18 protein-coding genes are annotated in these 20319 nt (G+C 60.9%); 6 read left to right on the forward strand and 12 right to left on the reverse strand.

The genetic code is table 11. The features are described from left to right. Positions 1-63 precede the first annotated feature (63 nt). The 3 genes from AC1RO0_RS12840 to AC1RO0_RS12850 all read right to left on the reverse strand — a co-directional run bounded on the left by AC1RO0_RS12840 (position 64) and on the right by AC1RO0_RS12850 (position 4582). Positions 64-948, reverse strand: coding sequence for an AraC family transcriptional regulator (locus tag AC1RO0_RS12840; RefSeq protein ID WP_153363675.1), 885 nt, complete (start codon positions 946-948; stop codon positions 64-66). A 230-nt stretch (positions 949-1178) separates the two neighbouring features. Continuing rightward, positions 1179-3068: a methyl-accepting chemotaxis protein gene (locus AC1RO0_RS12845; protein WP_498593252.1), complete on the reverse strand. Its 1890-nt coding sequence runs from the start codon at positions 3066-3068 to the stop codon at positions 1179-1181. 527 nt (positions 3069-3595) lie between these two features. Then, positions 3596-4582: an AraC family transcriptional regulator gene (locus AC1RO0_RS12850; RefSeq protein WP_498593253.1), complete on the reverse strand. Its 987-nt coding sequence runs from the start codon at positions 4580-4582 to the stop codon at positions 3596-3598. 527 nt (positions 4583-5109) lie between these two features. Here AC1RO0_RS12850 and AC1RO0_RS12855 point away from each other — a divergent pair. The 3 genes from AC1RO0_RS12855 to AC1RO0_RS12865 are packed head-to-tail and all read left to right on the forward strand — an operon-like array spanning position 5110 to position 8829. Continuing rightward, positions 5110-6606, forward strand: a complete 1497-nt coding sequence (locus tag AC1RO0_RS12855) for a sugar ABC transporter ATP-binding protein (RefSeq protein WP_498593254.1) — start codon at positions 5110-5112, stop codon at positions 6604-6606. A gap of 17 nt (positions 6607-6623) precedes the next feature. After that, a complete protein-coding gene (locus AC1RO0_RS12860) occupies positions 6624-7691 on the forward strand; it encodes an ABC transporter permease (RefSeq protein ID WP_498593255.1) in 1068 nt (355 codons plus the stop codon). A gap of 43 nt (positions 7692-7734) precedes the next feature. After that, positions 7735-8829 carry an ABC transporter substrate-binding protein gene (locus AC1RO0_RS12865; protein ID WP_498593256.1) on the forward strand — a complete coding sequence of 365 codons (1095 nt, stop codon included), beginning with the start codon at positions 7735-7737 and terminating at the stop codon, positions 8827-8829. Positions 8830-8897: 68 nt separating this feature from the next. On the opposite strand, the gene AC1RO0_RS12870 is transcribed toward AC1RO0_RS12865, so the two are convergent. The 4 genes from AC1RO0_RS12870 to AC1RO0_RS12885 form a co-directional block, all read right to left on the reverse strand. Further along, positions 8898-9911, reverse strand: coding sequence for a LacI family DNA-binding transcriptional regulator (locus tag AC1RO0_RS12870; protein ID WP_498593257.1), 1014 nt, complete (start codon positions 9909-9911; stop codon positions 8898-8900). Between the two features lie 131 nt (positions 9912-10042). Beyond that, complete coding sequence (locus AC1RO0_RS12875) at positions 10043-10375, reverse strand: hypothetical protein (RefSeq protein ID WP_498593258.1); 333 nt, start codon at positions 10373-10375, stop codon at positions 10043-10045. Beyond that, positions 10372-11259, reverse strand: coding sequence for an NAD(P)-dependent oxidoreductase (locus AC1RO0_RS12880; protein ID WP_498593259.1), 888 nt, complete (start codon positions 11257-11259; stop codon positions 10372-10374). The genes AC1RO0_RS12875 and AC1RO0_RS12880 overlap by 4 nt, the downstream gene beginning before the upstream one ends. A gap of 145 nt (positions 11260-11404) precedes the next feature. Further along, positions 11405-12163: an SDR family oxidoreductase gene (locus AC1RO0_RS12885; protein WP_015917930.1), complete on the reverse strand. Its 759-nt coding sequence runs from the start codon at positions 12161-12163 to the stop codon at positions 11405-11407. An 87-nt stretch (positions 12164-12250) separates the two neighbouring features. Between AC1RO0_RS12885 and AC1RO0_RS12890 the strand changes: the two genes are divergently transcribed. Both AC1RO0_RS12890 and AC1RO0_RS12895 read left to right on the forward strand, forming a co-directional pair. Then, positions 12251-13198: a 2-hydroxyacid dehydrogenase gene (locus tag AC1RO0_RS12890; RefSeq protein WP_498593260.1), complete on the forward strand. Its 948-nt coding sequence runs from the start codon at positions 12251-12253 to the stop codon at positions 13196-13198. A 112-nt stretch (positions 13199-13310) separates the two neighbouring features. Continuing rightward, a complete protein-coding gene (locus AC1RO0_RS12895) occupies positions 13311-14342 on the forward strand; it encodes an L-idonate 5-dehydrogenase (RefSeq protein WP_498593261.1) in 1032 nt (343 codons plus the stop codon). A 71-nt stretch (positions 14343-14413) separates the two neighbouring features. Here the strand turns inward: AC1RO0_RS12895 and AC1RO0_RS12900 are convergent, their stop codons facing one another. Then, positions 14414-14833, reverse strand: coding sequence for a GlcG/HbpS family heme-binding protein (locus tag AC1RO0_RS12900; RefSeq protein WP_498593262.1), 420 nt, complete (start codon positions 14831-14833; stop codon positions 14414-14416). 78 nt (positions 14834-14911) lie between these two features. Here AC1RO0_RS12900 and AC1RO0_RS12905 point away from each other — a divergent pair, with 78 nt between their 5' ends. After that, positions 14912-15802 carry an SMP-30/gluconolactonase/LRE family protein gene (locus AC1RO0_RS12905; RefSeq protein WP_498593263.1) on the forward strand — a complete coding sequence of 297 codons (891 nt, stop codon included), beginning with the start codon at positions 14912-14914 and terminating at the stop codon, positions 15800-15802. Positions 15803-15858: 56 nt separating this feature from the next. Here the strand turns inward: AC1RO0_RS12905 and AC1RO0_RS12910 are convergent, their stop codons facing one another. From AC1RO0_RS12910 to AC1RO0_RS12925, 4 genes are read right to left on the reverse strand one after another with little or no spacing between them, the layout of a single operon-like run. Beyond that, the gene (locus AC1RO0_RS12910) at positions 15859-16776 is read right to left on the reverse strand and encodes a homocysteine S-methyltransferase family protein (RefSeq protein WP_498593264.1); all 918 of its coding nucleotides are present in this window, start codon (positions 16774-16776) and stop codon (positions 15859-15861) included. Positions 16777-16816: 40 nt separating this feature from the next. After that, on the reverse strand, positions 16817-18427 hold the full coding sequence (locus AC1RO0_RS12915; RefSeq protein WP_498593265.1) for an ABC transporter ATP-binding protein: 1611 nt from the start codon (positions 18425-18427) through the stop codon (positions 16817-16819). Next, a complete protein-coding gene (locus AC1RO0_RS12920) occupies positions 18420-19250 on the reverse strand; it encodes an ABC transporter permease (RefSeq protein WP_498593266.1) in 831 nt (276 codons plus the stop codon). Before AC1RO0_RS12920 ends, AC1RO0_RS12915 begins: the two co-directional genes overlap by 8 nt. Further along, positions 19247-20278: an ABC transporter permease gene (locus tag AC1RO0_RS12925; protein ID WP_498593267.1), complete on the reverse strand. Its 1032-nt coding sequence runs from the start codon at positions 20276-20278 to the stop codon at positions 19247-19249. Before AC1RO0_RS12925 ends, AC1RO0_RS12920 begins: the two co-directional genes overlap by 4 nt. Between the last annotated feature and the right edge of the window lie 41 nt (positions 20279-20319).

Consider the following 20319-nt stretch of genomic DNA (forward strand, 5'->3'; position numbering starts at 1 on the left):
CCTAGCTGGTCGCCCGTCTCATCCTGCCCGGATTGTTGGTTTCTCCTCCCTGTCCTCCCCTTTTTAGGCGGCCTCCACCGCTCCTATGTTCTGCGCCAGCAAAGCTCTGAACCGCGAGGGCGCCATGCCCTTCTGCTCCAGAAAACGGCGATTGAAATTCGAGATATTGTTGAAGCCCGTCGCAAAGCAGATGTCGGTGATCGACATGTCCGACTGGCTCATCAGCAAATGGCAGGCAAAGTTGACGCGCAGGCGATTGACATATTGCACCAGCGCCATGCCGGTATGCCGGCGAAAACTGCGGGAAAACGAGCTCGGGCTTTGCCCGGTAAGCTCGGCCAGATCGCTTTCGCTGAATGGCTCGGTCAGATGCGTGTTGATATAGGAAAGCGCCTTGTTGACGCCCGCCGACATGAAGCCGGACGGATCGGGATGATAAAGCGCGCTCGCAAGCGTCCGGGTGCCCTGCGCCGAACTCAGCGCATTCAGCACATTCATGAAGAGCTCGATGCGGCGGATACCCTGCGCCTCGACCAGATCGCCGAGGATCGGGCCGACGACAGCGGCGGTCTCGGGCGTGAAGAGCGCGCCGCGGCGGCTCATCTCGAGGATGCCGGCGCAGGCGGAAAGCTCCGGAAAGATCTTGGTCGCGTCCGCCAGGAAGAATTCGGAAAACTGTAGCACGCGGCAGCGCAGCGGCAGGCAGGTGCCGGGCGGCACATCGCTGACCCAGTTGTGCGGCAGGTTCGGTCCCGTCAAGATCAGATTGCCGGGCTCGAACTCACCGATGAAATCGCCGACGAAATACTGCCCCGTGGTGGCGACCACATGATGGATCTCGTATTCGGGATGAAAATGCCAGCGAACGGTGCGGTAGGGATAGCCATGCTCCCAGGCCTTGAAGGATTCACCGCTACCGATGGCGACCACTTCCAAATCGGGGTTCATCCTGCACACCTCCCTTCGCCTTCGATCATTGTCTCGTCGCACCTCCTCCCAGAGACGCTGCCCGATCTGATAATCAGAGGTTACGCGTGGATGTCATGAACCGCTACTACGCCCTGCACCAAGAACTGATACTTTTTTGACATTTGAAGGTGCTTTTCGGGCCGCAGCCTCCATATCAAAGGTTGATATGGAGGCTGCGGCCAGATCATTGCTCTTCGCCGAGAGACGCCTCAGCCATACCGCCGGGCAGTTCCGTAACCCGCCTTGATCGAGTGATCCGGTGCTGCCAATCGGCTTTCGGTCGCCCGTAGCGCTGCGACCTGGTTCTGGCGTGTGGTACCATTTTCCAGCATGAACTGAGCCACGAGGCTACGCAGATTGACAGCCTCCGCAGCCAGGGTGGCGCTTGCGGCGGTCGTCTCTTCGACCATCGCCGCGTTCTGCTGCGTGACCTGATCCATCTGATTGACGGCGATGTTGACCTCCGAAAGCCCGATCGACTGTTCCTTGGCGGAAATCGCGATCGCTTCCATATGCTGGTTTATCGTCTCGACGTGCGCTTCGATGATCCGGAGCGCGTCGCCGGTCTCGCTGACGAGGCGAACGCCGCCTGCGACTTCGACCGAGGACGAGCGGATCAGCGCCTTGATCTCCTTGGCCGCCTGGGCCGAGCGTTGCGCCAGTTCACGCACTTCCTGGGCGACAACCGCAAAGCCCTTGCCTGCATCTCCGGCACGAGCGGCCTCGACGCCGGCATTGAGCGCCAGCAGATTGGTCTGGAAAGCAATTTCGTCGATGACGCCGATGATGTTGGAGATCTGGTTTGAGGATTGCTCGATCCGGCTCATGGCGTCGACGGCGTTCGCGACCACCTCTCCCGATCGCTTCGCGCTGACATTGGCTTCGTTGGCGACGGCGCGCGCCTCATCGGCGCGGTGGGCGGAGTTACCGACATTGTTCGTGATCTGATCAAGCGCCGCCGCCGTCTCCTCGAGCGAGGCGGCTTGCTGTTCCGTGCGTCTGGACAGATCGCTCGCCCCCTGGCTGATCTCAAGCGAATTGCCGTCGATCGTTGCCGTCGCCTGCGAAATCGCTGCGAGCGCCTCATTCAATTGCCGAACCGAAGCGTTGAAATCATGTCTCAACGCTTCGAAGTCAGGCGCAAATGCATCGTTAAGCTGGAAGGCGAGATCGCCGGCGGCCAACCGCTTCAGCCCCGCGGCAAGACCGGACGTTGCGACTTTGAGCCGCGCGGCGGCATCCGCCTCTGCCATCTCCTGCGCGGAAATTCGATCTTGTTCCGCACGATGACGGTTTGCCTCGGCCTCTTCTTCCAGCCGCTTGTTTTCAATTGCCGCCTGACGGAATACCTCGATGGCACCGGCCATCTCGCCGATCTCGTCCAGTCGGTCACGATCCGGCACGGCGTCCGCCGTATTGCCGTTGCTAAGCCGGTTCATGTAGCCGGTGATCCGTCCGAGGGGGGAAATGACGCGCCGCAATGTCAGAACCATGGCACCGACCGCACCGACAATGGCAATGCAAAGGGCGACATAGGCAGCGCTCAAGCTCGAAGCGACCGCAGCATTCGTCGCATCTAGACTGACCTTGTTGTCGGCGACATTCTGATCCACGTCCTCCTGGATTGTGTCCCCGGCCTTGTCATACGCCCTCTTGCCGTCGCCCAACAGCAACGCAGTAGCCTCGCTATCGTTGCCACCGTCCTTCAGGGCCTTGGCACGCTCCCAAATTCGCTGATATTCCGCATCCGCATCCACATACCTCTGATAGACGGCACGTTCGCTGTCGCTTGTGATCGCGGGTAGATAATCCTGCACGTCCTTGGCAATTTTCGCCCGCGTCTCCGCTATATCCGCAAGGATGGACTGCCGGTCCTCGCTGCGCGCGAGCAGATAGCCCTCATGTTCGACGCGCAAATCGCCGTAGTCCGTATTCAACTGGCTCAGTGACAGCACGGACGGGATCGTATCGTCGGCGATCGAGCGGTTCGCTTCGCTGATCACGGTCAGCCTGTTCACCGAGACGAGGCCTTGCACAACGGAAATTGTGGCAAGAACTCCAAACAAGCTAAGAAGAGTGGCTTTAATCGTAAGTCGCATCGGAAAATACCTTTATGAAATTGCAGCCAGAACAATAACTCGCTGGAATAGCTGGGTAATCAGATGCAATATGGCTAAGAATTATTTAAGACCGTGTTCCGCCACACCAAGATCGCGACTTTGCATTCGCATTCAGGATGCAAATGACGCCATATGGATAAAGCAAACTGGGGCGACCGCTTAATCTTCTCTCCATAGCTCGCGACGCCGGAGCGCGGTGGAGTGTTCGCCGGTCTTATGAAACTTGGAAGACAACAGCCCGGATAAACAAATCCCGCCCATCGAAGTTGGGGTGTCGACGGGCGGGGGATACTGTCGTTAGGAGCAGTAGCTACTAACCACAGCATCCGTCGCATAGAGTGGGCACTGCGCGGCAAACTTCAATGCAATCATGTGATCGTAATAGCTCCAGGTCCTCTTTCCTGCGTGTTCGGTATAAAATCTGCGTTTGTTGAACACTGCCCTCGGAGTTCGAGCCGATGACCAGATCCTGATCGCATCGCTCCGGCAGCGCCGCTCGCAGTCCGTTACTTGCTCCCGCCTCTTCCCATCTTTGCCGTGCTCGACGGCATCTCACCAAAAGATTGGTGATAGAGCGCAGCGAAACGTCCCATATGGGAAAATCCCCAGTTCCGGGCAACTTCGGCAACCGACAGGGAGATAGCCGGATCCGTCAGGGTTTTACGAGCGCCGTCCAGGCGGATCGTCCGCAGATAATTCAGGGGCGTGGTGTCCTTGAACTGCTGGAAGGCAGCCTGCAATGCGCGCACACTTGTTCCGGCTTCCCGCGCGATATCGGCGACACCCATCGACGACGAAACATTGTTGTGCATGTATTCGATCGCCCTCTTTAGGCGCTTCGGGATTGCCGGGGATATTGGCTTCGTCAGCCGCGCCGAGTAATTGTTGGGGACTGTTTCCAGCAGCGCGATCATCATCGCCTGCAAAAGGCGCTCGACGAATGCCGACGATGGTCGGTCCGCCTCGTCGACGTTCAGACAGCTCCAGACCAGATGGCTGAGCGCCGCTACCCGCGCTCCTTTTGCCGTTGCCAGGTCGATCGTGTCGGCAAAATCGATGCCGCCGATGACGGGGGCATCCAGCAATTCGCTCAATTGCTGGATCATTGCGGACTTTTCGAAGGCCACGCCCATATGGCCGCGTCCCTCGTGGAGCGTCAGCCTCTCAAAGCGTGACATGTCACCAAGAAGAGCGGTGGTCGGCTTCGAAATGAGCCGTTTGCTGCCCGCGTCTATCTCCATTACCCCGGAGGATGGCAAGTAGAGGGCATAGGCATCCGGCGCCTGCGAAAGGGTCACCTGCATTCCGGATTGGCATCGTCCGTTCCAGACGCTGAAGCGTCCGACAGAAAAATGACGATCCTCCACTGAGATCAGCGAATGCTGCCGAAGGGGCTCCACCTTTGCGGGCGACAAGGTCCTGGCATAGTGCTCCGACATTTCATCGGCATCGGCTTTCACAATCTTGAAAACGGATTGAGTAGCGTACCTCATCAAAGCTCCTGAACGGCCGATTCCTGGGAGCGGACCCGAAGGGCCACCAAACGACAAAAAGGTAGACCGCAGATCGCGGTTTCCCAATAAATAGTACTAAACCATAGACAGTGTGAATGCACGATCGATTTAAACATCATGCTAGAGAGGACAGTATTGTCCACAATGAGGCGTTAAATCCTGAATTTTTCTCAGGCAAACCAACCGCTTGCCCCAAACATTTCCCGAACACGTCTTACTAGCTTCATCGTAAAACGACGATATGCTCATATCTTCATTCATAATATGTAAGAAACATCTATTTAAGTTGCTCAATTGCTTTAGGTTCAAAGTATATCTGCCTGAAGATATTTCCTATCCGATATACGCAGAAGATAGCCGCCATACGCAGAAAAGAGCGGCTGATGATCAGCACGCGGCGAAAGCGACGCCATCCCGTCAATGAAACGGCGTTGTCAGTCGGAGCCTCTTGACGGAATGTTATCGATAACATAGCCTTCTCTCATCGAAGCTTTGGGAGGAGCGGGATGAACGACGGAAAGCTGCTCGAGTTTTGCGACATCACCAAGGAATTCGGTGGAACACGCGCCCTGTCCAACGTCTCGCTGGATCTGAAGCCCGGAGAAATCCTGGCGCTTCTTGGCGAGAACGGCGCGGGCAAATCCACCCTCATCAAGACGCTCGCAGGCATCTACAAGCCCGATGGCGGACAGATCCTGTTTCGCGGCAAGCCATATCAACATCGCCCGCCGAAGCCCAATCAGCGCCAACCGGTCGCCTTCATCCATCAGGATCTCGGGCTGATCGAGTGGATGACCGTGGGCGAAAATGTCGGTCTGGCGCAGGGCTATTCGCTGCGCGGCAAGTTGATCGACTGGCGGGCGACCGAACGCCGCACGGCGGAGGCCCTGAAGCTCGTCGGATGCGATTTCGATCCGTCGACGCGGGTCCAGGAACTGACGCGAACCGAAAAATCCCTGGTGGCGATCGCCCGCGCGCTCGCCGTCGAAGCAGACGTTCTCGTTCTTGACGAACCAACGGCAAGTCTGCCCGCCGATGAGGTTGAGAAGCTGTTTGCCGCCATCCGCCCGCTCAAGGAGCGCGGTGTTGCGATGATCTACGTTTCACACCGGCTGGACGAAATCTTCCGGATCGCCGACCGCGTCGCCGTACTGCGCGACGGGCAGCTTGTCGGACAAAAGCCGGTCTCCGACACCACGCCAGACGAACTGATCCGCATGATCGTCGGGCGCAAGGCCGACCAGCTCTTCGTCAAGGCGGAACGAACCGCCGGCCCCGCCATCGTCACCGTCAAGGATCTCGCCTGCCGTGGCGCAGGTCCAGTGTCCTTCGACATCCGGCAAGGAGAACTACTCGGCCTTGTTGGGCTCCGAGGCGCCGGCCAGGAGTTGATCGGACGCGCGCTGTTCGGTTGCGAGCCATCGAGCGGAACCGTCCGGCTGAACGGTGCGGAGCCCGATCTTTCCAGCCCCGTGGCCGCCATGGCCGCAGGCATTGGCCTGATCGCAAGGGACCGAACGGAGGAGTCGGTCGCCATGTCGCTCAGCCTCAGGGAAAACACCTTCCTCAATCCCGGCGCGTCCGGGCGAGGCATGCTGTCCTTCCTGCCGCCGCAGCGCGAGGCCGAAATGGCCTATTCGCTCGGCAGCCGGGTCGGTCTCAGACCCAATGATCAGGCGCTTGCGATCGAAGCCTTGTCCGGGGGCAATCAGCAAAAGGTCGTGGTGGGCCGCTGGCTTGCCACGGGCCGCAAGCTGCTGATTGCCGAGGACCCGACAGCCGGCGTCGATGTCGGCGCCAAGGCGGACATCTACAAGCTAATCGCCGAGGCCGTGGAGGAAGGGCTTGCCGTGCTCGTTGTCTCCACCGACTTCGAGGAAATCGCCCATATCTGCCATCGCGCCCTGGTGTTCTCACGCGGTCAAATCGTGCGGGAACTGAGCGGCGCGGAACTCACGACACCGGCGGTCATCGCCGCCGCATCTGCATCCGAAGCCGCCTAAATCGGAGAGGAACCCCCATGCAATCGATCGAATCCAACGCGCTCGAACCCACCCGGGCCGAACTGGCGGGAATGAGCTTCGGCCAGAAAATCCAGCGGCTGCTGCCGGTCTATGGCCTGGTCATCCTGACCGCCTTCCTGATCCTGTTATTTTCCATCCTGCTGCCGCAGACCTTTCCGACGCTGCTCAACCTGCGTTCGATCATCTCGGACAAGACCATCATCGCCATCCTGTCGCTCGCCGCGATGATCCCGATGGCGGCTGGACGCATCGACCTGACGATCGGCTATGGCATCGTGCTCTGGCATGTGCTGGCGATCAGCCTGCAGACGATGTTCGGCCTGCCATGGCCAGTCGCCGTCCTGATCGTACTCGCGCTCGGAGCGCTGACCGGATTCCTCAACGGGCTGCTGGTCGAGATCGCCAAGATCGACAGCTTCATCGCGACGCTCGGCACCGGCACCGTGCTTTACGCTATCGCCCTTTGGCACACGGGCGGACGGCAGGTGGTCGGCATGCTGCCGCAGGGCTTCTACGCACTCAACGGAACCATGATCTTCGGCCTGCCGATCACCGGGCTTTATGTCCTGGTCCTGGCTTTCGTGATGTGGATCATACTCGAATACACGCCGATCGGCCGCTACGTCTACGCCATCGGCGCCAATCCCAAAGCGGCTGCCCTAAACGGCATCCCCGTCCGCCGCTTCGTCATCGGTGCCTTCGTCACCTCGGGCACGCTTGCCGCCGTGGCCGGCGTCTTGCTCGCTTCGAAGCTCAGGATCGGCCAGGCCAGCGTCGGGCTGGAATATCTTCTGCCGGCGCTCGTCGGAGCCTTCCTCGGCTCCACCACCATCAAGCCTGGCCGCGTCAACGTCTGGGGAACGATGATCGGCGTCATCATTCTGGCCGTCGGCATTGCCGGCATCCAGCAGATCGGCGGCTCCTTCTATGTGGAGCCGCTGTTTAACGGCGTGACCCTGCTCGTCGCCATCGGGATCGCTGGCTATGCCCAGCGCCGACGCAGCCTTGCCGGCCGAATGGCGCCGGCGCAAAAGCCGCAACTGCCCGCCAAGGCAGTCGAATAGTGAAGATCATATTGTTTTGATTACCAAAGGGAGGAGACAGACAATGAAACGCAGATATTTCCTGCAGGCAACCACAGGCCTGTTGATGCTATGCGCGAGCCACGCCTATGCGGATCCACTGACCGACGCGAAGGCCGTCGTCGACAAATATGCGTCGCCGGTCACCAAATGGGACGGCCCCACCACCGGTCCCAAGGCGCAAGTCGGCAAGACCATTGTCGTGCTGGCCGGCGACCTGAAGAACGGCGGCATCCTCGGCGTCAGCAACGGGGTCGAGGAAGCAGCCAAGGCAATTGGCTGGCAGGTCAAGGTTCTGGATGGCGCGGGCTCGATCGGGGGACGAACCGCAGCCTTTGGCCAGGCCATGGCCCTGAAGCCAGATGGCATCATCATCGACGGCTTTGACGCAATCGAACAGGCCCCGGCGTTGGAGCAGGCGCAGGCCGCAAAGATCCCGCTGGTTGCCTGGCATGCAGGCCCCGTCATCGGCCCGGATGAAAAGAGTGGGCTGTTCGCCAATGTCAGCACCGACGCGATGGAAGTCTCGACGGCCGCAGCCGACTGGGCCTTCGTTGACGCCAAGGGCAAGCCCGGCGTCATCATCTTCACCGACTCGACCTATGCCATCGCCATCGCCAAGGCCGACAAGATGAAAGCCGAAATCGAACGTCTTGGCGGGAAGGTGCTGGAATATGTCGACACGCCGATTGCCGAGACCTCGCAGCGCATGCCGCAGCTCACCACCTCGCTTCTGCAGAAATACGGCGATAGCTGGACCCATTCGCTGGCTATCAACGACCTCTATTTCGACTTCATGGGGCCGTCGCTTGCATCCGCCGGCAAGGGCGGCACGGACGCGCCGATCAACGTGGCCGCCGGGGACGGTTCAGAATCCGCCTATGCGCGAATCCGCGCCGGTCAGTATCAGAAGGTGACGGTCGCCGAGCCCCTGAACCTGCAGGGCTGGCAACTGGTCGACGAGCTCAACCGGGCTTTTTCGGGAGAGAAATGGTCCGGCTATCTGTCGCCGCTGCATGTGGTCACGGCCGACAATGTCGAAACGGACGGAGGCCCGAAGAACACCTTCGATCCCGGCAATGGCTACAAGGATCAGTACCAGAAGATCTGGGGCAAGTGATCCCGTCTTGATATGAAAACCGGCGCGGCCTTCGGGCCGCGCTTTTGCATTCGGCCTATGGCAAAAATCTAGCGGCTGCTGTCGCGCACGATCAGCTCCGGCGTAATCCTGACATCCTCGACAGCCGACCCCTCATCCAGAATATCCAGGATCAATCGAGCGGTCTTTTCACCGATCTCACGCGCGAAAGCATTGATCGTCGTCAGCGTGGGCACGCAGACCTCGCCGATTTCATAATTGCCGAAGCCGCCGATCGCAAAACGCTCTGGTACGGGCACGGCAAGCCGGCGACATTCGGTCAGCGCGCCATAGGCCGCGAGATCCGACACGCAGACCACGGCCTGCGTATCCGGATGGATTTCGATCAGCCGTGCCATCGCATTGGCGCCTTCGCGCATCGAAATGGGCGGTGCTCCGGCGGCGATCAGGCGGGACGCATCGAGCCCGTGTGCTTCCATTGCGGCAATGAAGCCGGCCCGGCGCTCGCTGCCGCGCGTATCACGCCCGACATCACCGCCGATGAAGGCAATGCGGCGATGGCCGGCGCTGACGAAGTGATCCACCATCTGGCGAACGGCGCCGGCATTGGAAAAGCCGACATAATGCCCGATCGGCTCGGTCGGGATGTCCCAGGTCTCGATCACTGGGATATTGACCGTCTCCAGCAGGCGGCGCGCGCGCGGCGTATGCTTGCCGCCGGTCACGACGATTGCCTGCGGCTTGCGGCGCAGAAGCTGCTCGATGAGCCGCTCCTCCTCCTGCATGTCGTAATTGGTGTAACCCAGCAGGATCTGCATGTTGCGGGTGGCAAGCGTATCGGCGAGCCCGCCGACGGTATCCGCGAAATTGGCGTTGTTGATGGAGGGAATGGTGACGGCGACGAAATCAGATTTTTGCGAGCGAAAATTGGATGCCGTGCTGTCGAAGACATACCCCAGATCCTCGGCGGCCTTGAGAATAGCCTCCCTGGTCTCGGCGCTGACCAGACTGTCCGCCTTGAATGCGCGCGACACGGTCATGGGGGAAACTCCCATGACGCGGGCAATGTCAGCCATGGTCGGCGGCTTGCGGATATTGCTCATCGACAGCCTATGTTATCGTTACCACGAGAGTAATATGCATCGCCTCTAAATGGCAAGTGCATGCCCTTTGCTTATCCTAAGACGAGAAAACGAGGGTTGGCTCCCGTCGAACAGGCGCTGCGGCAAGAGGCTTACAGCACGAATTCATTGGCAACCGTTACGTGATGGTGGATGCGGCCCTCGAAAAACCGCGAGAGCACCGCTTCCGTTGCCGCACGGGCCTCGGCTCGAGCAGGACTTGCAAGAGCTGCCTCGACCGCGGCCGCATCGGGATAATTGATGGCAAGGATCATCGGATATTCCGGAGCGCCCTCGTCCCGGGCCTCGGCAAAGGACACGCGAACATCGAGAGCGCCGGGAAATTGCTTCCATTTCGGCAAAATGGTTTCCATGACCGCAGCACGAAACGCTTCCGTCTCGCCATCCCTGACCTTGCCTTCGAATAGTGCGTATCGGGTAATCATCCGGCGATCTCCTTGTTCGGTCCCTTGAAGAATTCCATCAGCGCCGCCTGATCCTCGCCGCCGAGACCGGAAGCGGTCAGCATGCGGTGAACTTCGGCGCAGACGGCAGTCAGCGGCATGGCCGTGTTGGTGCGCCGGGCAAGATCCTGCGCGCCGTTCAGATCCTTGACCATGTTGTCGATCCGGCCCGTGCGGCGATAATCCTTGGCCACGTAACGCGGCATGTATTCCTGCAGCAGGGCGCTGTCGGCCCGCCCGCCCTTCAGCGCCTGCGGGATCTTGGCGGCATCCACGCCGGCGTCGAGCGCGAGTTGGGTCGCCTCCGCAACGGCAAGGAAATTCAGCGCGCAGAGCACCTGATTGATCAGCTTCGTGGTCTGACCGGCACCCGATGGTCCCATATGGGTGTAGTTCGAAGCGACGTGCTTGAGCACCTGATGCGCGTCGGCGACATCCTGCTCGCTGCCGCCGGCCATCAGCGTCAGCTGGCCGATCAGCGCTTTGGGAGCGCCACCGGATAGCGGGCTGTCCACCCAGCGCAGTCCCTTTGCCGCCGCGTCCGCGGCCAGTGCCTTGGTGGCATCAGGATCGATCGAGGACATGTCGATGATCAAGGTTCCAGGCCTGGCGCCTTCCGCGACACCGCCGGCGCCGAACACGGCGGCCCGCACGATGTTCGGAGAATTCAGGCTGAGAATGACATAGTCGGATACGGCAGCCGCCTGCGCCGCGCTGGGTGCAGCACTCGCGCCCTTGGCCGTCAACGCCGCCACCTTCTCCTTGTCGAGGTCGAAGACCGTCAGGCTGTTGCCGGTCTCGGCGAGGCGCGTGCCGATGGCTCCGCCCATTGCGCCCGCGCCGATCAGCGCCACCTTGTTGCTCATGGCTGTTCCTCCTCCAATGCCGCGACATCAATCGCGGCGCCCGTTACGAACGGTGATCCATATTCGTCGTCATGGCCCGCGCGTCCTCATCCCGCCGACCAGGAGTTTGCCGCAGCCGAAACCGCCTGCGGCATGCTGCATCCCTTTAAAGCGATGCCGTGATCCCGCCGTCGACGTAGAGCACATGCCCGTTGACGAAGGAGGAGGCATCAGAGGCCAGGAAGACGCAGGCACCGACCAGTTCCTCAACACGTCCCCAGCGACCGGCCGGGGTGCGCTTCTCAAGCCAAGCCGAGAAATCGGCATCGGCAACGAGCGCGGCATTCAGCGGCGTATCGAAATAGCCCGGCGCGATGGCATTGCATTGCAGCCCATACTTGGCCCAATCCGTCGCCATGCCCTTGGTAAGATTGCCGACGGCGCCCTTGGTCGCGGTGTAGGGAGCGATCGAGGGGCGTGCCAGTGCGGTCTGAACGCTGGCAATATTGATGATCTTGCCGGCGCCGCGCTTGATCATATGGCGGGCGGCGGCCTGACCAACGTTGAAGACGCTCGATATGTTGGTGCGAAGAAGCCGCTCGAATGCATCGGCGGGAAACTCTTCCAGGGGCGAACGGAATTGCATTCCGGCATTATTGACGAGGATGTCGATGGCACCGGTCTCGGCTTCGAACGCGTCGACGGCGTTGCGGACAGCTTCGTGATCGGTCGCGTCGAAAGGCAGCGTGTGAACCTTGCCCTCGAACAGGGCCGCGGTCCTCGCGAGCTTTTCCGCGTCACGGCCGTTGAGCACCAGTTCGGCACCTGCTGCGGCCAATCCCTTGGCAAGCGCAAGCCCGATGCCCTGGGACGAACCCGTTACAAGAGCACGCCGCCCTTTCAGATCGAAGAGGCCAAGAGACATCGTTTCCTCCGTTTTTTATCTCGACAAATGCTGTTGCCCTTGTTTATGTTATCGATAACATTCGATGTCAAGGGAGGATGCAAAAAGATGGACAAGCCGATAATTCTTCAGATCGGACCCTATCCGCAATGGGATCAGGAGCCTCTGGACGCGGCGTTTCGCGTTCATCGCTACTTCGAATCCGAAGACAAGACAGCTCTTCTGGCAGACGTTGGTCCCTCGGTAAAGGCGATCGCCACGCGCGGCGAACTCGGGGCCAATCGCGCCATGATCGAGGCCTGCCCCAAGCTGGAAGTGATCTCGGTCTATGGCGTCGGCTTCGATGCGGTCGATCTCCAGACCTGCCGCGAACGCGGCATCCGCGTGACGAACACGCCCGACGTGCTCACCAACGATGTCGCCGATCTGGGTATCGCCATGATGCTCTGCCAGTCTCGCGGCATGCTTGGTGCCGAAACTTGGGTGCGCGACGGCAGCTGGGCGAACAAGGGCCTTTATCCGCTGAAGCGCCGCGTCTGGGGACGCCGCGCCGGCGTGCTCGGCCTTGGCCGCATCGGCTTCGAGGTCGCCAAGCGCTTGAAGGGCTTCGACATGAAGGTCGGCTATTCCGACGTCGAGGCAAAGAGCTACGCGACCGACATGGAATTCGTGGCCGATCCGGTGAAGCTCGCCGAGCAATCCGATTTCCTGTTCGTGACGCTCGCAGCCTCGGCCGCGACCCGTCACATCGTCGGAAAAGAAGTGATCGAAGCGCTCGGCCCGGAAGGCATGCTGATCAACATCTCGCGCGCCTCCAACATCGATGAGAACGCACTGCTGGATGCTCTGGAAACCGGTAAGCTCGGATCGGCGGCACTCGACGTCTTCGAAGGCGAGCCGAAACTCAATGAGCGCTTTCTGGCGCTGGACAATGTTCTTTTGCAGCCCCACCACGCCTCGGGTACTATCGAGACCCGCAAGGCCATGGGACAGCTCGTCCGCGACAATCTCGCCGCCCATTTTGCCGGCCAGCCGTTGCTGACACCCGTTCTTTAGAGCGTATCAGCGCTTAACGGAACCGCTGATACGCTCTAACTTATTGTTTTTACGCAAATCCGGACGGAAAACCGCTGCGCACTTTTCCTGGATTTGCTCTAAGGAGAATGACATGAAAGCCATCGTCGCTCACGCCGCCAAGGACTTGCGGATCGAGGACTATCCGGAGGAAGAGCCGGGTGCGGGAGAAGTCAAGCTGAAGCTCGCCACCGGCGGGGTTTGCGGCAGCGACCTGCACTATTACCATCACGGCGGCTTCGGCGCCGTCCGCCTGAAACAGCCGATGATCCTCGGGCACGAAGTCAGCGCGACGGTTACGGCTCTCGGCCCCGGCGTCGAAGGGCTCGAAGTCGGCCAGCTCGTCGCTGTTTCCCCGTCGCGTCCCTGCCGGACCTGCCGCTATTGCCAGCAGGGCCTGCACAATCAGTGCCTGAACATGCGCTTCTATGGCAGCGCCATGCCCTTCCCGCATATTCAGGGCGCATTCCGCGAAACGCTGGTCGCCGACGCCATTCAGTGTGTTCCCGCCGACGGCCTGACCGCTGGCGAAGCCGCGATGGCCGAACCGCTGGCAGTCACCCTGCACGCAACGAAGCGCGCCGGCGAGCTGCTTGGCAAGCGCGTCCTCGTCACCGGCTGCGGACCGATCGGGGTATTGTCGATCCTTGCCGCGCGCCGCGCCGGTGCTGTGGAAATCGTCGCGACCGATCTGTCGGATTTCACGCTTTCCCTTGCAAAACAGGCCGGCGCCGACCGGGTCATCAATACGAAGGAAGACCCAGAGGCGCTCGCCGCCTATTCGGCCGACAAGGGTACCTTCGATGTGCTCTATGAATGCTCGGGTGCTGCCCCTGCCCTCATCGGCGGCATCGCCGCGCTCCGACCGCGCGGCATCATTGTGCAACTGGGTATCGGTGGCGATATGACACTGCCGATGTTGAGCATCACCGCAAAGGAACTGGACCTGCGCGGCTCGTTCCGCTTCCATGAGGAATTCGCCTTCGGCGTCGATCTGATGCGCAAGGGCCTGATCGACGTAAAGCCGCTGATCACCCATTCCGTGCCGCTGAATGACGCGATCAGCGCCTTTGAAATCGCCTCGGACCGCAGCCGCGCGATGAAGGCGCAGATCGTCTTCGCCTAAGCCATCAAATGAACAAGGCCTGCCGGCAAGGATGATTTGCCGGCGGGCCTATTCGCAAATAACCAGGCTTTTCAGTCCAGATCCGCTCCGATTGCCTTCAGCGCGACAAGGGCAACCGCCTCGTCCTGCTCCCCCGAGCCGGACCCAACGCCGATCCCGCCGACAAGCACGCCGGCAATGCGGATGGGAAGCCCACCCCGAAGACCCGTTGCCTCACCCTGCGTGGCAGCCGCCAGCAGGAGCTTCGCATGCTCCGGAACGGAATGGCTCGGCGCGCCGATGGACGCCGCTGTCCGTGCCTTGGCAAGCGCACTTTTCAACGACAGGAAGCGCGATCCACGCATGCGGAAAGAGGCAAGCAACACCCCGCTTGCATCGACAATGGCGATGCATTGCGGCTGTCCCATTGCGGCGGCCTCGCCGATCGCCGCGGTCAGCAGCGTCATCACTCCCTCGTCGCTCAAGACACTCGACGCCACAATATGGCTCATGCACTATCCTCCCGCTTGCGGACGCATCCGATTATGTTATCGATAACAGGATGCAACATTATGGGAGGTAATGTCAAAATGCCGTTCTTTGAAATCGTGGATCCGGCCTTCGGTCGGTTCGTGCTCGGCAACGCTCCCGTAAAGCAGATTGCCACCGGCTTCGATTGGGTGGAGGGACCCGTCTGGTTCGGCGACCAGAATTGCCTGCTGTTTTCCGACATCCCCAACAACCGCATCATGCGCTGGATCCCGGGCCTCGGTACCAGCATCTTTCGCGAGCCGTCGAACTTCTCCAACGGTCACACGCGCGACCGTCAAGGCCGCCTTATAAGCTGTGAGCATGGCGGCCGTCGCGTGAGCCGGACGGAATATGATGGCTCGATCACGGTGATCGCCGACAGCTATCAGGGCAAGCGGCTGAATTCGCCCAATGATGTCATCGTCGCCTCCGATGGCGCCATCTGGTTCACCGATCCGCATTATGGCATCGCCACCGATTATGAAGGCTATAAGAGCGAGCAGGAATCGCCCTGCAATGTCTATCGTGTCGACGCTTCAGGTTCGATATCGGCCGTGCTGACCGACTTCAATTGCCCGAACGGACTTGCCTTCAGCCCGGACGAGAAGAAGCTCTATGTCGCCGATACCGGCCGCATGCATAGCAACGATCCGCAGCACATCCGCGTCTTTAATGTCGGCGAAAACTGGCGGCTGACCGGCGGCGAGGTCTTTCATGTGATCTCGCCGGGCTGCGCCGACGGCATGCGGCTGGACAGCGACGGCAATCTCTGGTCCTCCGCACGCGACGGCGTCCATTGCATCGCACCGGACGGCCATCTCATGGGCAAGTTGCTGGTTCCAGAGACCGTGTCCAATATCTGCTTCGGCGGGCGCGGTAAGCACAAGCTCTTCATCACCGCGACGACGAGCGTCTACGCGATCTCGCTCAACAGAAGCGGAGCACTTTAAGGCTTGGCCGGTCAGACCGGCCTCGCCTCATCGCGTCCGCAAAGTAGAGCGCCAGATCAGACGCAGCGATAGCGGCCCGACAATGCGTGGATGTGATCCACGCCGATGCCGCAGCAGCCGCCGATGATGCTGGCGCCGGAGGCGGCCCAGCGTCCGGCCCACTGACCGTAGCTGTCAGGATCGAGATCGTTGCGGATCTCGCTCAGTGTCGCATTGGCCTCTTCGTCGTCCTGCTGCGATGGGAAGGCATTGGCATAGACGCCGACCTGAATGTCCACGCCCAAGGCGGCAAAGGTCGCGCGCGCCGTTTCGATCGCGGCTTCCATGACTTCCGGCATGCTGCAATTGAAAAGCATGGCCTCGCCACCAAAGGAGGCAACGAGTTCGGCGGCGGCCTTGACGGTCTCGTTCGAGCGCAGCAGCGGTTCCGGCATGTCCGAGGGGGCGAGATCGTCACGCAGGGTGAAGGAGACCCAGAGGGGCTTGCCGGTCGAAAGCGTCGCCTCGCGGGCGGCGCGCGCCTCGGCCAGGCTGCTCTGGGTCTCGGCCAGCCACAGATCCACGTAAGGCGCCATGCCGCCGACCAGCGTGTCGAGATAGTGCCCTGCCCGCTTGGGATCGAAAAGATCCGGCTGGTAGGAGCCGAAAACGGGCGGCAGCGAACCGGCAACGAGGATCTTGCGATCCGTCGATGCGTCCGCAGCCTCGCGTGCGATCCGGCCAGCGCGGGCGGCCAGCATGGCGCCATCGGCCCCGAAGCGCTCGTCGCCGATATGGAACGGCACGACAGCATAGCTGTTGGTGGTGATGACGTCGGTGCCGGCCTCAATGTAATTGTCATGGACCTTGCGGACGAATTCTGGGGCTTCCATCAAGGCCAGCGCCGACCATTCCGGCTGACGGAAAGGTGCGCCGATCCGTTCGAGTTCGCGGCCTGTGCCGCCATCCAGAATAAGTCCGCGCTTTGTCATCATGTCATTCCTTGTTTCTACTAAATCGTAATTCCGGCAGCGATCAGTGAGCGGCTTTTCCGGGCGTCCGCCTGGCGATTGCCTCGTCTAGCCAGCCGGGGCGCATTTCCGGGACCGATGCGATCAACTTTTCCGTATAGGCGTCGAAGGGCGGCGCCAGGACATCGTCCTTACGGCCATAGCGCACCACTTTACCATCGAGCATGACCGCGACCGTATCGGCTATGGCGCGCACGATGGCGAGATCGTGCGTGATGAACAGATAGGATGTGCCGCTCTCGTTTTGTAGTCGCGTCAAAAGGCCGAGAATGCCTTCGGCCACCAGCGGGTCAAGCGCCGATGTCGGCTCGTCGCAGATGATCAATTTGGGGCTCGCCGCAAGCGCGCGCGCAATGCAGATGCGCTGCTTCTGGCCGCCGGAGAGTTCCGAGGGATAGCGGTCACGCATGGTCTGCGCCAGCTCGACCTGATCGAGGAGCGCTGTCACGCGCCGGTCGAGCTCGGCCCCACCAAGACCGAAATAAAAGGCAAGCGGCCGGGCAAGGATCGCCTCGACCGTCTGACGCGGGTTGAGCGCGAGATCGGGGATCTGGTTGATGATCTGGATGTCGCGCAAGATGTCACGTCCGCGTGAAGCAAGGTCGCCCGACAGGGCCTGCCCGTTGAAACGCAGGCTGCCCTTGGCGGCAGGCAGCAGGCCGGTAACGACGCGCGCCAGCGTCGATTTTCCCGAGCCGGATTCGCCGACGACCGTCAGCGTTTCGCCGCGACCGATATCCAGGCTGATGCCCTTGAGTACGGTCGTGCCGGGCGTATATCCTGCCTCTATGTCCTTGATGCTAAGCAGGGCCTGCGCATCTGCTACAGGCTTCGCCGGCTTTTCGGACTGGCGCATCGCGACCAGCTGCTTCGTGTAGTCTTCCCGCGGCGCATTGAAGATGCGATCGACCGGTCCCTGCTCGACCGTTCGGCCATGGCGCAGCACCAGGATTTCGTCGGCCACCTGCGCCACCACGGCGAGATCGTGCGAGATATAGAGCGCGGAGGTCCCGGTCTTCTCGATCGCCTGCTTGATGGCGGCGAGGACTTCGATCTGGGTGGTCACATCGAGCGCGGTCGTCGGCTCATCGAAGACGATCAGTTCGGGATGCGGGCAGAGCGCCATCGCCGTCATCGCACGCTGCAACTGACCGCCAGACGCTTGATGCGGATAACGGTCGCCGAAATTCTGCGGATCGGGCAGGCCGAGCAGAGCAAAAAGCTCTTTTGCCCGCGCTATGGCATCGCTGCGGTTCATCAGGCCGTGCCAGAGCGTGGCTTCGATCACCTGTTCGATCAGCGGGTAGGCCGGATTAAAGGCCGCTGCGGCCGACTGGGCGACATAGGTGACCGCCGCGCCGCGCAGACGTCTGGAATCGCGACCGCGCAAGCTCAAGATGTCGGTGCCGTTCAGGTCCGCGCGACCGCCGGTGATGCGCAAGCCGTCGCGGCTATAGCCGAGCGAGGCGAGCCCGATCGTGGATTTCCCTGCCCCGGATTCACCGATCAGGCCGAGTACACGCCCTTTTTCCAGCGTGAACGACACCTTGTCGACGATAATCTGATCGCCGGCCTTGATTTCCAGATCTGTGACTTTGAGCAAGGTATCAGCCATGGCGGCGAACACCTTTCAGGCTGGTGGTCTTCTGGAGCATCCAGTCGACGACGAGATTGACGCAGATGACGAGGATCGCGATTGCAGCACCCGGAATGAGGGCGGCAAAGACGCCAAACACCAGCCCATCCTTGTTTTCCTTCACCAGACTGCCCCAATCGGCAATGGGCGGCTGGACGCCGAGGCCGAGGAAGGAAAGCGTCGACAGGAAGAGAATGGCGAAGGCGAAGCGCAGGCCGAATTCGGCGAGCAGCGGCGACAGCGCATTCGGCAGGATTTCCCTGAAGATGATCCAGCCCCAGCCCTCTCCGCGAAGGCGCGCCACTTCGACATAGTCGAGAGTAACGAGATCGCTGGCAAGCGCCCGGCTGACGCGGAAGACCCGCGTTGCATCGAGCCCGGCCATGACGAGGACCAGCACGATCGTGGTTTTCGGCAGAACGGCGAGCACGACCAGCGCCAGGATCAGCGTCGGGATCGCCATTGCCAAATCGTTCAACCGCGACAGCACCTGATCGATGATGCCGCGCCGGACAGCGGCGTAGAAGCCGAGCGATACGCCGATGACGAAGGCAAGGAGGGTCGCAAGCGCCGCGATGACAAAAGTGATGCGCGCGCCCCAGAGCAGGCGCGAGAAGAGATCGCGACCGATATTGTCGGTGCCGAGCAGTGCGTTGGCGGACGGCATGTCCCAGACACCGCCGACCACTTGCGAGACCGGGTGCGGTGCGATCCAGGGCGCCAGCACCGCCATGACGAGAAAGATAATGAGACCGGCAAGGCCGATCACCGCCAGGGGCGTCAAACGCGGCAGATTTCTCATCGCGGATGCCTCAATCGGGGATTGGCCAGGATCGCCACCATGTCGGCGATGATGTTGAGCAGGATATAGACGGCGGCAAATATCAGGCCGGCAGCCTGCACGACCGGCACGTCACGCTTGGCGACATGATCGACAAGATACTGGCCCATGCCGGGATAGACGAAGATCACCTCGACCACGACAACGCCGACGATCAGATAGGCGAGATTGAGCGCCACGACATTGACGATCGGCGATACGGCATTCGGCAGCGCATGTTTCCAGATGATGCGCCAGCCCGGCAGCCCCTTCAGGAACGCCGTCTCGATATAGGGAGACGCCATGACATTCAGAAGTGCTACTCGTGTCATACGCATCATATGTCCGACGACGGCGAGAACCAGCGTCAGGCAGGGAAGCAGCATAGTGATGAGACGTTGCCCCAAGGGCATAGCGTCGGAAACGGTGGCGCTGCTCGGAAGCCAGAAATGGCTCACGGAAAAATAGGCGATCAGCAGGTAGCCCGCGAAAAACTCCGGCAGCGATATGGCGCTGAGCGTGACGATGCCGATGGTCCGGTCGACCCAGGTTCCGACGTAAAGCACGCAGAGGATCCCAAGCAGGATCGATAATGGCACGGCAATGATCGCCGCCATCGCCGCCAGATAAAGCGTGTTCTTCAGGCGCGGCGCGATACTCTTGGCGATATCCTGGCGATTGCTGTAACTGCGCCCGAAATCGCCGCGCACGGCGCCACCGAGCCATTCGACATAGCGTTGTGGCGCGGGCTTCTCCAGGCCAAGCTCCTTGCGGATGCTCGCGACCGCTTCCGGCGTTGCCTGCTGGCCGAGCATGGCGGTTGCAACATCACCGGGCAGGATCTGGGTTCCTGCAAAGATAACCAGCGAGACCGCCCATAACAGCACGAGACCGAGAGCCAGGCGCTTGATAAGCAGGCGCAAGAGATGACCACTGGCCGATTTGCGTGCCGGTGGCGTCAATGCCTGCGTTTCGAGCTGGATCTCCTCAGCCAGAGGCTGGTTGTTCATCTGTCTGTTCCGAAAAATTCCACGCATGGCCGCTATCGCGA

The sequence above is a fragment of the Rhizobium sp. GW821-FHT14E12 genome, from assembly GCF_058803745.1.